Source organism: Streptomyces sp. NPDC004721, from assembly GCF_053601495.1.
The window spans coordinates 1-13,714 of sequence record NZ_JBSGBZ010000025.1 but is presented as its reverse complement, the minus strand read 5'-3'; the positions used below and the strand labels follow the sequence as shown (position 1 = coordinate 13,714).

At 70.9% G+C, this 13,714-nt stretch carries 14 protein-coding genes and 2 pseudogenes; 3 read left to right on the top strand and 13 right to left on the bottom strand.

Annotation, left to right across the window (positions count from 1 at the left end):
• Nucleotides 1–41 precede the first annotated feature (41 nt).
• Nucleotides 42–770, bottom strand: coding sequence for a DUF1684 domain-containing protein (locus tag ACWEK3_RS23050; RefSeq protein ID WP_450544991.1), 729 nt, complete (start codon nucleotides 768–770; stop codon nucleotides 42–44).
• A 196-nt stretch (nucleotides 771–966) separates the two neighbouring features.
• Entirely contained in the window at nucleotides 967–1,518 is a 552-nt protein-coding gene (locus ACWEK3_RS23045; RefSeq protein ID WP_450544989.1) for a DoxX family protein, read from the bottom strand.
• Between the two features lie 201 nt (nucleotides 1,519–1,719).
• Between ACWEK3_RS23045 and ACWEK3_RS23040 the strand changes: the two genes are divergently transcribed.
• The 3 genes from ACWEK3_RS23040 to ACWEK3_RS23030 all read left to right on the top strand — a co-directional run bounded on the left by ACWEK3_RS23040 (nucleotide 1,720) and on the right by ACWEK3_RS23030 (nucleotide 6,227).
• Complete coding sequence (locus tag ACWEK3_RS23040) at nucleotides 1,720–2,970, top strand: amidohydrolase (RefSeq protein ID WP_453250489.1); 1,251 nt, start codon at nucleotides 1,720–1,722, stop codon at nucleotides 2,968–2,970.
• Nucleotides 2,971–3,176: 206 nt separating this feature from the next.
• The gene (locus ACWEK3_RS23035; RefSeq protein WP_361423573.1) at nucleotides 3,177–3,551 is read left to right on the top strand and encodes a VOC family protein; all 375 of its coding nucleotides are present in this window, start codon (nucleotides 3,177–3,179) and stop codon (nucleotides 3,549–3,551) included.
• A 285-nt stretch (nucleotides 3,552–3,836) separates the two neighbouring features.
• Complete coding sequence (locus ACWEK3_RS23030) at nucleotides 3,837–6,227, top strand: ATP-binding cassette domain-containing protein (protein ID WP_453250488.1); 2,391 nt, start codon at nucleotides 3,837–3,839, stop codon at nucleotides 6,225–6,227.
• A 74-nt stretch (nucleotides 6,228–6,301) separates the two neighbouring features.
• Here the strand turns inward: ACWEK3_RS23030 and ACWEK3_RS23025 are convergent, their stop codons facing one another.
• The 11 genes and pseudogenes from ACWEK3_RS23025 to ACWEK3_RS22975 form a co-directional block, all read right to left on the bottom strand.
• Nucleotides 6,302–6,481 carry a hypothetical protein gene (locus ACWEK3_RS23025; protein ID WP_450544981.1) on the bottom strand — a complete coding sequence of 60 codons (180 nt, stop codon included), beginning with the start codon at nucleotides 6,479–6,481 and terminating at the stop codon, nucleotides 6,302–6,304.
• A gap of 21 nt (nucleotides 6,482–6,502) precedes the next feature.
• The gene (locus tag ACWEK3_RS23020; protein ID WP_450545035.1) at nucleotides 6,503–6,802 is read right to left on the bottom strand and encodes an L-lactate permease; all 300 of its coding nucleotides are present in this window, start codon (nucleotides 6,800–6,802) and stop codon (nucleotides 6,503–6,505) included.
• Between the two features lie 58 nt (nucleotides 6,803–6,860).
• Nucleotides 6,861–7,196, bottom strand: a pseudogene (locus ACWEK3_RS23015) (RNA-guided endonuclease InsQ/TnpB family protein); the annotation flags it as partial.
• A gap of 13 nt (nucleotides 7,197–7,209) precedes the next feature.
• On the bottom strand, nucleotides 7,210–7,572 hold the full coding sequence (locus ACWEK3_RS23010; protein WP_390874693.1) for a hypothetical protein: 363 nt from the start codon (nucleotides 7,570–7,572) through the stop codon (nucleotides 7,210–7,212).
• Between the two features lie 49 nt (nucleotides 7,573–7,621).
• Nucleotides 7,622–9,217, bottom strand: a complete 1,596-nt coding sequence (gene ggt / locus ACWEK3_RS23005; RefSeq protein ID WP_453250487.1) for a gamma-glutamyltransferase — start codon at nucleotides 9,215–9,217, stop codon at nucleotides 7,622–7,624.
• Nucleotides 9,218–9,377: 160 nt separating this feature from the next.
• Nucleotides 9,378–10,367, bottom strand: a complete 990-nt coding sequence (gene moaA / locus ACWEK3_RS23000) for a GTP 3',8-cyclase MoaA (protein ID WP_450547749.1) — start codon at nucleotides 10,365–10,367, stop codon at nucleotides 9,378–9,380.
• A 66-nt stretch (nucleotides 10,368–10,433) separates the two neighbouring features.
• Nucleotides 10,434–11,822 (bottom strand): NAD(P)(+) transhydrogenase (Re/Si-specific) subunit beta, encoded by a 1,389-nt coding sequence (locus ACWEK3_RS22995; RefSeq protein ID WP_450547754.1) that lies wholly within the window; start codon nucleotides 11,820–11,822, stop codon nucleotides 10,434–10,436.
• Entirely contained in the window at nucleotides 11,815–12,135 is a 321-nt protein-coding gene (locus tag ACWEK3_RS22990; RefSeq protein WP_365436162.1) for an NAD(P) transhydrogenase subunit alpha, read from the bottom strand. The genes ACWEK3_RS22995 and ACWEK3_RS22990 overlap by 8 nt, the downstream gene beginning before the upstream one ends.
• On the bottom strand, nucleotides 12,132–13,226 hold the full coding sequence (locus ACWEK3_RS22985; RefSeq protein ID WP_453250486.1) for a Re/Si-specific NAD(P)(+) transhydrogenase subunit alpha: 1,095 nt from the start codon (nucleotides 13,224–13,226) through the stop codon (nucleotides 12,132–12,134). The genes ACWEK3_RS22990 and ACWEK3_RS22985 overlap by 4 nt, the downstream gene beginning before the upstream one ends.
• Nucleotides 13,223–13,516, bottom strand: coding sequence for a DUF6457 domain-containing protein (locus ACWEK3_RS22980; RefSeq protein ID WP_453250485.1), 294 nt, complete (start codon nucleotides 13,514–13,516; stop codon nucleotides 13,223–13,225). Before ACWEK3_RS22980 ends, ACWEK3_RS22985 begins: the two co-directional genes overlap by 4 nt.
• 3 nt (nucleotides 13,517–13,519) lie before the next feature.
• Nucleotides 13,520–13,714 (bottom strand): annotated as a pseudogene (locus tag ACWEK3_RS22975) (succinate--CoA ligase subunit alpha); the annotation flags it as partial.

The window sequence follows — 13,714 nt, the reverse complement described above, 5'->3', positions numbered from 1 at the left end:
TGGGCGCTTTCGTGCTGATGGTGCGGGAGGCTGCGGGTTGATCAGTGCTGTGCGGGGAAGCCGCCGCGGAAGACGGGGAGCTTCTCACCGGCCTGAACGGGCAGGTGGAAACGGTTCTGCCGCGGCGGCATCGGACAGTTGTACTGATCGGAGAACCCGCAGGGCGGCACGAAGGCGCGGTTGAAGTCCAGCAGGACGCGGTCGTCGTCCTCGGTGCGCTGTACGAACAGGAAGCGACCGGCGCCGTAGGTGGTGTCACCGTTGGTGGGGTCGCCGAAGACGAGCAGCAGGGTGCCGTCGTCGTCGAAGGCGCTGAGGGTGTAGTCGCGGCCGTCGACGGTGAGCGTGATGTCGCCGGGGACGGCGAGGTCGCGGGTGCCGCCGTTGTCCCGGATGTGCTCGAAGGCCACGCGTCGGGCGCCGGGCACGGGCGTGTAGGTCGCCTCGAGCACCCAGGCCGGGTCGTAGGGGAACACGTCGACCCGGTCGAAGTGGCGGACGGCGGGCGAGTCGGCGTCCCAGAACCGCAGGCCGTGCTCGGGCTCGCCGGTGACGAGGTCGGTGCGCCGGAGCGTGGTGACCGTCACCGTGTGCGGTTGCCCCGCGCGCGCGGCCTCGGCGTCCGGGCGCTCACCGGCCGGCAGCCAGCGGGTCTCGACGAGGGCGAGGTTGCCCGTCGGCGAGGTGAGGGCCCGATGGCGCTCGGACCGCCATGCGCCCCACTCCCCCGCGGGGTCGGCTGTGGGCTGATCGGTGATGGGGTGGGACATGTCAGGACTCATTCGCGCAGCGTTCGTCGGCATCACGCCGCAGATGTCACGCCGCGTGAATTAATGGCCAAAGCGTCACCTTTATCTTCTATAAGACTCTCTAATGTCAAATGAGATCCACAGCTCGGACAACGGCCCGGGGCGACAGGCCGGGCACGGCCTGTCGCCCCGCCGGCCTGCCGTCCGGAGCCCGGCGTCAGTGACGCAGCAGCAGCGTGACACCGGCCACAACGGCACCGAGCACGATCGCGGCGACGCCGTGGGCGACGCGGTGCGAGCGCAGCCCGGGCAGCAGCCGGTCCACGGCGATCCGGCCGGGGCCGGTCAGGGCGAGGGCCACCGCGGACAGGGCGATGAGGAGCTCGTACTCGACGCCCTGCGGGGCGAAGAAGCCGCCGCCCCACTTGACGGAGATCGCGTTGACCAGCGTGCCGGCGACGGCCGCGGCGGCGAGCGGGGTGAGCAGACCGAGCACGAGGCCGAGCCCGCCGAGCGTCTCACTGAGTCCGGCCACGACAGCGAACGCCCGGGGCGAGGGGTAGCCGGAGGCGGCGAAGAACTGCCCGGTGCCGTCGACGCCGCCCCCGCCGAACCAGCCGAACAGCTTCTGGGCGCCGTGCACGGCCATGGTCAGCCCGAGCGCGAGGCGCAGGACGAGCAAGCCGGCGTCGTAGGCGTGGGCGGGGGCCGCCGGAGCCGTCTCCGGCGCGGCGGTGGGGCGGGGCAGGGTGACGTCAGGCGTGGTCAAGGTGGGGGCTCCTCGGGTCGGACGGCGGGGCCCCACGGCGCTGAGCGGCGGGACCCGACTTAACTTGAATCTTCAAGCTAACCCAGATGGGCCAGTACTACAACTTTCAAGCAGCGGGCTGCGCCGACCGGGCTGCCGCGTCCCCGCGGGTGTGGTTACCGTCGGAGGTGGCGGCCCTTCGCCGGCCAAAGGGGCATCACGATGACCGCACACGACACGCAGGTCCTGGCCGGCCTGGACACCAGCCTGACCGCGGACCTCGAAGCGCTCTACCAGGACCTGCACGCCCACCCCGAGCTGTCCTTCGAGGAGCACCGCACGGCCGCCGAAGTCGCCAGGCGCGCACGGGACTTGGGGTACGAGGTCACCGAGGGCGTCGGGCGGACCGGTGTCGTGGCCCGACTGGTGAACGGCCAGGGCCCGACCGTCCTGCTGCGCGCCGACTTCGACGCGTTGCCCGTCACCGAGCGGACCGGACTGCCGTACGCCTCGACGAACGAGGGCGTGATGCACGCCTGCGGCCACGACGTGCACGTCACCTGCCTGTTCGGCACCATGGCACTCCTGGCCGGCGCCCGCGACCGGTGGTCGGGCACCGTGCTGGCCGTGTTCCAGCCGGCCGAAGAGCTGGGCCAGGGCGCCCAGGCGATGGTCGACGACGACCTGTACGCCCGGTTCGGCACCCCCGACATCGTCCTCGGCCAGCACGTGATGTCGATCCCGGCCGGCACCATCGCCTGCCACCCCGGTCTCGCCTTCGCCGCCACCGACGCGCTCGACGTGCGCATGTTCGGGCGGGGAGCCCACGCGTCCATGCCGGAAGCGGCGATCGACCCGGTGGTGATGGCCGCCTCCACCGTGATGCGGTTGCAGACCGTGGTCTCCCGCGAGATCGCCTCCGCGGACCGCGCCGTGGTCACCGTCGGCGCCCTGCAGGCCGGCACCAAGGACAACATCATTCCGGACGAGGCCCGGCTCCAGCTCAACATCCGCACCTACACCCCGCAGGTCCGCCGGACCGTCCTCGGCGCGGTGGAGCGGATCGTCCGCGGCGAGGCGGCGGCCGCGGGGGCGCAGCGGGATCCCGAGATCAGCGCCCTGCACACGTTCCCGCTGATGGTCAACGACGAGGAGGCGTGCGCCCGCACCATGGCCGCCATCGGCGACGTGGTCGGCCACGACAGGCTGACCGACCCGGGCGCCTCCTCCGGCAGTGAGGACGTCGGCGTCTTCGGCACCAGCGCGAACGTGCCGGTCTGCTACTGGCTGCTGGGCGGCGTCGATCCCGACGTCTACGCCAAGGCGGAGGCCGCGGGCACCAGGAGCCGTGACATCCCGCAGAACCACTCGCCGTCCTTCGCTCCCGTCATGCGGCCCACCCTCAGCAACGGTGTCACGGCGCTGACCACCGCGGCCCTCGCGTGGCTCGGCCCGGCCCCGCGTTCCGCGTGACCCACCCGCACGGAAGCCGGATCAAGTAGGGTTCCCGACGTGAACACCGGACCGGCGATACGCCACTCACGGATTGGCCACCCGGTGGAGGGCTGATCTCACCGCGGGTGCGGAGAAGGCACCCCCATGGTTCGGCACGCGGACCTCCCCGTGCTCGTGCACCACGACGAGTACGTTTCCGTGCCGAACTACAGTCAGGTCAGCGAATGACAGCCTCGTTCAACCACACCATCATCGCCTCCAAGGACCGCGAAGAGTCGGCCCGCTTCTTCCGCGAACTGCTGGAAGTGCGGGCAGCGCCGTCCTGGGGCCCGTTCACCAACATCCAGCTCGCCGACGGTGTGCTGCTCCAGTTCGCCGAGCCGCCGGTGGAGATCCAGATGCAGCACTACGCATTCCTGGTCGACGACGACCTGTTCGACCGGGCGTATCAGCGGCTGCGCGATCAGGGCATCGAGCACTGGGCCGACCCGCACCTGCAACTCCCCGGCGAGATCAACCACGAGCACGGCGGCCGAGGGGTCTACTTCAAGGATCCCGCCGGCCACGGGATCGAGCTGATCACCCGCCCGTATCTGTAACCGGGGCAGAACCGGTCAGGAATGGAGAAGCGCCGGGCGCCCGGCCCTCGGTAGCGTGGGCCGGGCCGTCCGGCGATCACGGGGGTGAACCGCGCGGATTCACCGGCTCCCCTGCCGGAGGGTCCGCGCGGACCAGGTGCGTGGATAATGCCTTGGTTCTCGCGCGGAGCGCGACCCCGGTGAGCGCCGGCCGGACGTGCGTCGCGCCACCCCGGCCCGGCACCGCCGCTCAGGCGGACACCCACGTTGCCGCGAAGGCGGCGCAGCCTCACGGATGGAGACACGATGAGCAAGGCCACGAGGACGGACACCCCGTCGCCCGCGCCGCACGCTGCCGACAGCCACGACATGATCCGCGTGCACGGCGCGCGCGAGAACAACCTCAAGGACGTCAGCATCGAGATCCCGAAGCGGCGTCTGACGGTGTTCACCGGAGTCTCCGGCTCGGGCAAGAGCTCATTGGTGTTCGACACGATCGCCGCCGAGTCGCAGCGGCTGATCAACGAGACCTACAGCGCCTTCGTACAGGGCTTCATGCCGACCCTGGCCCGGCCCGAGGTCGACGTCCTCGACGGGCTGACGACCGCGATCATCGTCGACCAGCAGCGGATGGGCGGCGACCCCCGCTCCACGGTCGGCACCGCCACCGACGCGAACGCGATGCTGCGCATCCTCTTCAGCCGGCTCGGGCAGCCGCACATCGGCTCGCCCAAGGCGTTCTCCTTCAACGTGCCCTCGATCAGCGGGGCGGGCGCGGTCACCGTGGAACGCGCCGGAAAGACCGTGAAGGAGCGGCGCAGCTTCAGCATCACCGGCGGCATGTGCCCGCGCTGCGAGGGCCGGGGCACGGTCTCCGACGTCGACCTCACCCAGCTCTACGACGACTCCAAGTCGCTCACCGAGGGCGCGCTGACCATCCCCGGCTACAAGCCGGGCGGCTGGAACTACCGGCTCTACAGCGAGTCCGGCTTCTTCGACGCGGACAAGCCGATCCACGAGTACACCAAGCAGGAGCTTCAGGACTTCCTGCACCGCGAGGCGACCAGGATGAAGATCGCGGGCATCAACATGACCTACGAGGGTCTGATCCCGAGGATCCAGAAGTCGATGCTCTCCAAGGATCGGGAGGCGATGCAGCCGCACATCCGGGAGTTCGTGGACCGGGCGATCACCTTCACCGACTGCCCCGAGTGCGGGGGCACCCGGCTCAGCGAGGCGGCCCGGTCGTCGCGGATCGGCGGGACCAGCATCGCCGACGCCTGCGCGATGCAGATCAGCGACCTGGCCGAATGGGTCCGCGGCCTGGAGGAGCCGTCGATGGCGCCGCTGCTCGCCACGTTGCAGCAGACCCTCGACTCGTTCGTGGAGATCGGCCTCGGCTACCTCTCGCTCGACCGCCCGTCGGGCACCCTGTCGGGCGGCGAGGCGCAGCGCGTGAAGATGATCCGCCACCTCGGCTCCTCGCTCACCGACGTGACCTACGTCTTCGACGAGCCCACCACCGGCCTGCACCCGCACGACATCCAGCGGATGAACGGCCTGCTGCTGCGGCTGCGGGACAAGGGCAACACCGTGCTCGTGGTGGAGCACAAGCCGGAGACCATCGCGATCGCCGACCATGTCGTCGACCTCGGTCCCGGCGCCGGTACGGCGGGCGGCGCCGTCTGCTTCGAGGGCACCGTCGAAGGGCTGCGGGCCAGTGACACGCTCACCGGCCGCCACCTCGACGACCGGGCCTCGTTCAAGGAGACGGTGCGCAAGCCCACCGGCACGCTGGAGATCCGCGGCGCGACCACGCACAACCTGCGCGGCGTCGACGTCGACATCCCGCTCGGCACGCTCGTCGTCGTCACCGGTGTCGCCGGCTCCGGCAAGAGCTCGCTCGTGCACGGGTCGATCCCGGCCGGCGCGGGTGTGGTGTCGGTCGACCAGGGCGCGATCCGCGGCTCGCGGCGCAGCAACCCGGCGACGTACACCGGACTGCTCGACCCGATCCGCAAGGCGTTCGCCAAGGCCAACGGGGTGAAGCCGGCGTTGTTCAGCGCCAACTCCGAGGGCGCCTGCCCCACGTGCAACGGCGCCGGCGTCATCTACACCGACCTGGCGATGATGGCCGGCGTCGCCACCACGTGCGAGGAGTGCGAGGGGAAGCGGTTCGACGCGTCGGTGCTGGAGTACCACCTAGGCGGCCGTGACATCAGCGAGGTGCTGGCGATGCCGGTGGCCGAGGCCGAGGAGTTCTTCGGCGCCGGGGAGGCCCACACGCCGGCCGCGCACCGCGTCCTCGGCCGGCTCGCCGACGTCGGGCTCGGCTACCTCACCCTGGGCCAGCCGCTCACCACGCTGTCCGGCGGCGAGCGGCAGCGGCTCAAGCTGGCCACCCACATGGCCGAGAAGGACGGCGTCTACGTCCTCGACGAGCCGACCGCCGGTCTGCACCTCGCCGACGTCGAGCATCTGCTCGGCCTGCTCGACCGGCTCGTCGACTCCGGCAAGTCGGTGATCGTCGTCGAGCACCACCAGGCGGTCATGGCGCACGCCGACTGGATCATCGACCTCGGTCCCGGTGCCGGCCACGACGGCGGCCGGGTCGTCTTCGAGGGCACGCCCGCCGACCTCGTCGCCGCCCGCTCCACCCTCACCGGTCAGCACCTCGCGGCGTACGTCGGCGCCTGACCGAGGCCCCGGCGACACCGTGGGACGCGCCCGCTCCGACGCGTCCCACGGTGCGGCCCGGGTGCCGGGCGGCCTCAGCCGCGCGGACGGGAGACGTACCGCAGGGCGGGCGAGATCATCATGCTCACGGCGAAGATGGCGAGTCCGGTGGCGGACAGGGCCGGCAACCGGTGTGTTCCGCCGATGTACAGCAGGGGCAGCGCGACGACCGCCGCGAGGCTCGACCAGGCTTGGACGCGTGCGGTGCTGTTCATGGGTTTCTCCGTTCCGTGGGTCTATCCGCTGGTCCGGGCGAGCAGGAAGAGCGGCAGACCGACGAGGGCGGTGGTGACGAGCGTCAACGGCAGTGTCCTGCGCAGGATCTGCCCTTCGCGCCCGCCGATTCCGGCGGTGGTGGTGCCGAGCAGGATCTTGCTCGGGGAGATCATCGTGCCCAGCGCGCCTCCGGTCGTCTGAGCGCTGAGGACGTTGGCGGTGCTGAGCCCGCCGGCCTGGGCGGTGGTCTGCTGGAAGGCGCCGAACAGCAGGTTGCTGGAGAGGTTGGAGCCGGTGATGAAGGTGCCGAAGGCCCCGATGTACGGCGCGAGGAGCAGGTAGATTCCGCTGGTCCAGGCGGCGACCTTGGTCGCGAGGACGTCGGCACCTGCGCGACTTGAACCGCGGGTACTTGGCCCGCTTGCCGAAGAAGCCCGCGAACGCCGCCTGCAAGTGCCGCAGCGCCTGCTGAAGCGGCACCGCCGACACCTCCCCCAAGTAGGCCAGTTCCTCGGTCTTCTTCCATTCAGTCAGCATCGCCGGCGTCTGGTTGTAGTTGACCCGCTCCTGCCGCGCCCACGCCTCGGTACGGGCCGCGAGCGCCATGTTGTAGACCTTGCGCACACAGCCGAACGTGCGCGACAACTCGGCCGCCTGCGCATCAGTCGGATAGAAACGGTACTTGAACGCCCGCTTCACCTGAATGGCCGTCATACCTCACAAACTATCAAATCAGCCTGTGACGATCTGCTGGAATCCGAGTGGTGGACAACGAACCACCCAGCGGCGATTCGCCACTCCCTGCCCTGCTCCGCAGGAGTCCGATTCCTCCCCAGCCTGAAGACAGGGGTTTCCTCAGAGATACCTCGATGACGTAGACGATGGTGACGGCTTCGACGACTCCCTTGACCGTTTGCAGTCCGACCGCGTCCAGGCGCAGGTGAAAGACCGTCAGCGCGGTCACCGAGGCCACCAGCCAGCCCAGCGCACCGGCTTCCGCCGCGCCCCAGCCCCGCGCGATCATCAGGAAGAGCAGCAGGGCGAGCGGGGCCAGTGAGGCAGCCCAGAGCCAGATGCTCGCGTGTTCCATTCCCGGGGTCTCCTCTCGTCCGGTCGTCCGGCTGTCGCGAGGTCGAGCGTCACCAGCCGAGAGCGAGGCCGTCGCCGCGCGGGTCCGCGCCGCCCATCAGGACGTCGTCGGTGACGCGGATGGCCTGGGCGTGCCCCATCACGCCGTCCCAGCTGCCGACCTCGCGGACCGGGTGACCCCAGGTGCGCAGTTCGTCCAGCGTCCCGGAGGAGAAACGGTCCTCCATCCGGAGGTCGCGTCGCTCGTCCCCCCAGGTGCGGCCGTACAGCCAGCGGGGCGCGTCGATGGCCGACTGGACGTCCCTGCCGAAGTCGACCACCCGTGTGACCAGGGCGTTCGACGTCTGCGGCTGACCCTCGCCGCCCATGGTTCCGTAGACGAGGTCCAGGTTCTCGCCGCGGAAGAGCATGCCGGGCATGAGGGTGTGGAAGCTCCGCTTGCCGGGTTCGAGGCGGTTCGGGTGTGCCTCGTCCAGGGAGAAGAACGATCCGCGGTTGTGCATCAGCACCCCGGTCCGGCCCGCGATGAACCCGGAGCCGAACTCGTGGTACAGGCTCTGGATCACCGAGACCGCGTTGCCTGCCGAGTCCACCACGACGCTGCACGTGGTGTCGCCGCCCATCCGCGCCCCCGGTCCCGCGGGGGCCGGCCGGGGAGCCACGCGCCTGCTCAGTTCGGCCGCGTAGTCCTTGGACAGCAGGTGCCGCAGGGGGATGTCGTGGAAGTCGGGGTCGGTGAGGTACCGGTCGCGGTCGGCGAACGCCAGGCGGGTCGCCTCCACCAGCAGGTGGACGTATTCGGGGCTGCTGTCGGTCATGCCGCCGAGGTCGAAGTTCTCGACGATGTTCAGCGCCATCAGGTGCGCGAACCCCTGCGAGTTCGGCGGGGCCTGGTAGCAGCGGTACCCGCGGTACGTCGTGGAGATCGGTTCGGTCCACTCCGCCCGGTGGGCGGCCAGGTCCTCGGTGGTGAGCAGGCCGCCGGCCTGTTGCAGGCTCGTCGCGATCTCCTCGGCCACGGGGCCCTCGTAGAAGCCGGGCCGGCCCTTCTCCGCGACGATCTCCAGCGTTTCGGCCAGCTGCGGCAGCGTGAGGACGTCCGCCATGATCGGCAGCCGGTCCCGGGGCAGCAGCGTGCTTCGGGTGAGCGGATGAGCGCGGAGGACGTGCGCGACGTCGGCGGCGCAGGCGGCGTAGCTGTCGCAGACGGCGAAGCCCTCCCGGGCGTACGTGATGGCCGGCTGGAGCAGGCGGGCGAGCGGGAGGCTGCCGAACCGTTCGTGCGCGCTGCACCAACTGTCGACGGCACCGGGCACGGTCACCGCGGCGAGCGGCCCCCGGGTGGGGATCTCCCGGTGGTCGCGCTGCCGGAAGTACGGGCGGGTCGCGTGGGCGCCGGCCCGGCCGCTGCCGTTGAGCGCGTGGACCCGGCCCGTGGCGGCGTCGTGGATGAGCCAGAAGGCGTCCCCGCCCGGTCCGGTCATGTGCGGGTAGACCACGCCGAGGGTCGCGTTGATGGCGATCGCGGCGTCCACGGCCGTACCGCCCTCCTGCAACACCTGGAGGCCGGCCGTGGAGGCGAGGTAGTGCGGGGTGCTGACCATCCCGTTGCGTGCCAGGGCCACCGGGCGGGTGGTGCGCGTCATACCGGCTCCTCCGAGACATTCAGATTGCATACGATATGAAGTAGGCAGTATTCTCAAAGGCGGACGATCCCCTGTCCAGAGGTCGTAGCGAATCTTTCTCCCGGCGCGGCGCACAGGCCTCGGTGTGCCGGCCCACCCTTGCGTGACCTCGCTCTTTCGTCTAGCCGCCGATGGCGGACATCGGGCGCCGGGGCTGGAGGAAGGACGGGTCGTCGAGGCCGGAGCCCGCCTTCTTGCCCAGCGTCGCCGCCCGCCACAGGGCGGCGACCTCCTCGTCGGACGCCCCGGAGCGCAGCGCGGTACGCAGGTCGGTCTCCTCCCTGGCGAACAGGCAGGTGCGGACCTGGCCGTCCGCGGTGAGCCGGGTACGGTCGCAGGCCCGGCAGAAGGGCCGGGTCACCGAGGCGATCACCCCCACCGTGGCCGGTCCGCCGTCGACCAGCCACCGCTCCGCGGGCGCCGAACCACGCTGCCCCCGCCGCTCCGGGGTGAGGGAGAAGCACGCGGCGAGCTTCCGCAGGATCTCCTCGGCGGTCACCATCTGCTCGCGCTGCCAGCCGTGTTGGGGATCCAGCGGCATCTGCTCGATGAACCGCAGGTGGTAGCCGTGCCGGACGGCCCAGGCCAGCAGCTCGGCCGGCTCGTCGTCGTTGATCCCGCGCATCAGCACCGAGTTGATCTTCACCGGTTCCAGCCCGGCCTCGCGTGCTGCGGTCAGCCCGGCCAGCACCTCCCGGTGCCGGTCGCGGCGGGTGAGCGCCTTGAAGCGGTCCGGGCGCAGGGTGTCCAGCGAGACGTTGACCCGGTCGAGCCCGGCCTCGCGGAGCGCGCCGGCGGTGCGGGCCAGCCCGATCCCGTTGGTGGTCAGCGACAGCTCCGGCCGCGGGGTGAGCGCGGCGCAGCGGGCGACGATGCCGGCCAGGCCGGGGCGCAGCAGCGGCTCACCACCGGTGAAGCGCACCTCGGTGACGCCCAGGCCGGTGACCGCGATGCCCACCAGCCGGACCACCTCGTCGTCGGTGAGCAGCCGGGGCCGGGCCAGCCAGGCCAGACCCTCCTCGGGCATGCAGTAGGTGCACCGCAGGTTGCAGCGGTCGGTCAGCGAGACCCGTAGATCGGTGGCGATCCGGCCGTGGGTGTCGATCAGCATGGGGTCCGCCTCCCTCGGTGGCGACGCAGGGAGCGGCCGGGCGCCCGCGCGCCCGGCCGCTCCTCGTCACAGGGCCTTGAGTTCCTCGGTGATCTCGGCGACGGAGGACTTGGCGTCGCCGAAGAGCATCGACGTCTTGGCGTCGAAGTACAGCTCGTTGTCGATGCCGGCGAACCCGGGGTTCATCGAGCGCTTGAGCACGATGACCGACCTGGCGTGGTCCACGTTGAGGATCGGCATCCCGTAGATCGGCGAGCTGGGATTCGAGCGGGCGGCGGGGTTGGTGACGTCGTTGGCGCCGATCACCAGGGCCACGTCGGTGCGGCCGAACTCCCCGTTGATGTCGTCCATCTCCTTGAGCTGCTCGTACGGCACGTCGGCCTCGGCGAGCAGGACGTTCATATGGCCGGGCATGCGTCCGGCGACCGGGTGGATGGCGTGCTTGACCTCCACGCCGCGCTGTTCGAGCAGACCGGCCATCTCGCGTACGGCGTGCTGCGCCTGCGCGACGGCCATGCCGTAGCCGGGGACGACGACCACCTGGCTCGCGTAGGCCATCTGGATGGCGGCGTCGGCCGCGCTGGTCTGCCGTACCGTCTGGTCCGCCGGGCCGTCTCCCGGTCCCGCGGTGGGGCCCGTCCCGCCGAAACCGCCTGCGACGATGGCCGGGATCGAGCGGTTCATCGCCTTGGCCATCAGATCGGTCAGGATGGTGCCGGAGGCGCCGACGATCATGCCCGCGACGATCATCGCCGTGTTGTCCAGCGCCAGGCCGGTGGCCGCGGCGGACAGTCCGGTGAAGGCGTTGAGCAGCGAGATCACCACCGGCATGTCGGCGCCGCCGATCGGCAGCACCACCATCACGCCGAGCACCGCCGCGGAGACCAGCACGCCGATGATGAGCGCCTCGGAGGCGTGGCCCAGGCCGATGCCGACCGCGCAGGCCACCGAGACCAGCAGCAGTGCCAGATTGAGGGGTTGCTGCCCCCGGCCGAGACCGATCGGCCTGCCGGGCAGGATCTCCTGGAGCTTGCCGAAGGCGATCAGCGATCCCCAGAAGGAGAGCGAGCCGACGATCGCGGCGAACAACGACGTGACGACGACATAGCCGGCCTCCGTCACGTAGCCGTGGCTGTCGCGGAACTCCACCCAGGAGATCAGGGCGACGGCGCCGCCGCCCACTCCGTTGAACAACGCCACCATCTGCGGCATCGCGGTCATCTTGACCCGCCGCGCCGCCGGTACGCCGATCACCGTGCCCAGGACCAGGCCGAACGCGATCAGCAGCCAGTTGCCCGTCCCGGGGGTCAGCAGGGCGGCCACGGTGGCGATCAGCATGCCCGCCGCCGCCGTGAGGTTGCCGCGTACGGCCGTGCGCGGTCCGGTCAGGCCCATCAGGCCATGGATGAACAGGGCGAACGCGACGATGTAGAGAATCGGGATCAGGTCATCCACGGCCGACCGCGTCCTTTCCTGCTCCGGCGCCGTCCGGCGCCTTCTTGAACATGCCGAGCATGCGGTCGGTCACCAGGAACCCGCCGACCACGTTGATCGTGCCGAACACGATCGCGACGACCAGCAGCACCCGCTCGAAGGGGCCCGAGGCGGAGCGCCCGAGCAGGACCAGGCCGCCGAGCAGGACGATGCCGTGGATGGCGTTGGTGCCGGACATCAGCGGGGTGTGCAGGGTGTTGGGCACCTTGGAGATCACCGCGAAGCCGACGAATCCGGCCAGCACCAGGATCGCCAGGTTGGCCAGGAACATCATCGGGCCTCCGTGAGCTGGTCGCTGTTCTGGGTCACACAGCAGGCGGCGAGAATCTCGTCCTCGAAGTCCGGCGCGAACTCGCCGTCGGTCAGCATGAGTTCGAGCAGCGCCTGGACGTTCCGCGCGTACAGTTCGCTGGCGTGCTCGGGCAGTGTCGAAGGCAGGTTCAGCGGGGCGGCCACGGTGACGTCGTGCCACACCACGGTCTCCCCCGGTGTGGTGAGTTCGCAGTTGCCGCCGGTCTCCCCGGCGAGGTCGACGACCACGCTGCCGGGCCGCATCCGCCGCACGGCCTCGGCGGTGACCAGCTTCGGCGCCGGGCGCCCCGGGACCAGCGCCGTCGTGATCACCACGTCGAAGCCGGCGATCGCCTCGCTCAACCGCCGCTGCTGCTCGGCCTGTTCCTCCTCGGTCAGGGCACGGGCGTACCCGCCCTCGCCCGCTGCCTCGACACCCAGCTCCAGCCACTGGGCGCCGAGCGAGCGGACCTGCTCGGCGACCTCGGGCCGGACGTCGAAGCCGGTGGTGCGGGCGCCGAGACGTTTGGCGGTGGCCAGTGCCTGGAGCCCCGCGACGCCCACGCCGAGCACCAGGGCCGTGGCCGGCTTCACCGTTCCGGCGGCCGTGGTGAGCATCGGGAAGAAGCGGGTGGAGCTCCGGGCGGCGGCCAGCACCGCCTGGTAGCCGGCGACATTGGCCTGCGAGGAGAGCGCGTCCATGGACTGCGCGCGGGAGATGCGCGGAACGGCCTCCATCGCGAAGCCGGCGACGCCGGTCAGGCGCAGCTGCTCGGCGACCTCCGGCCTGGTCAGCGGCGCCAGGAAGCCGATCACGGCGGATCCGGGGCTCAGCAGGCCGATCTCGTGGGGCGTCGGCGGGTTCACCTTGACCACGACGTCGGCCGCCCACGGTTCCCCGATGGTGGCCCCGGACTGCTCGTACTGCTCGTCGGGGATCAGCGCCCCGGCTCCGGCCCCGGCCTCCACCACGACGGAGAGGCCCGCGGCGCGCAGCCGTTCGACGACTTTGGGCACCAGCGCGACGCGGCGTTCGCCCGTCGCGGTCTCCCGGGGGACTCCGATCAGCGTCATGTTCCTCTTCCCGGCTGTGAGGGGGCGGGGCGTTGACCGTCGGACGGCGTGCCGCCGTCCTCAACGGACCAGGCCGCGGCGAGCCTGTTCACGGTCTCGGCGGCGGTGGCGGGCGCGATGCCGCGTCCCACGGCGACACCCAGCAGGTAGGTGGTGAGCGGTGCGGCCGGGCGGGCGACCTGGTGGGCGACGTTCTTCGCGACGTCCAGCACCTCGTCCCGGTCCAGCGCGTCCCGGCTCACTGAGAGTTCACCGGCCACCTGGGCGATCCATCTCTCCAGGGGATTCACGCGTCACACCGCCTGCCGGGCCAGTGCCGCGGCCTCGGTCGGGGTCTTGCCGACCTTGACGCCCGCGGCCTCCAGGGCCTCCTTCTTCGCCTGGGCGGTACCCGAGGAACCCGAGACGATGGCGCCCGCGTGGCCCATGGTCTTGCCCTCCGGCGCGGTGAAGCCCGCGACGTAGCCGACGACCGGCTTGGTCACGTT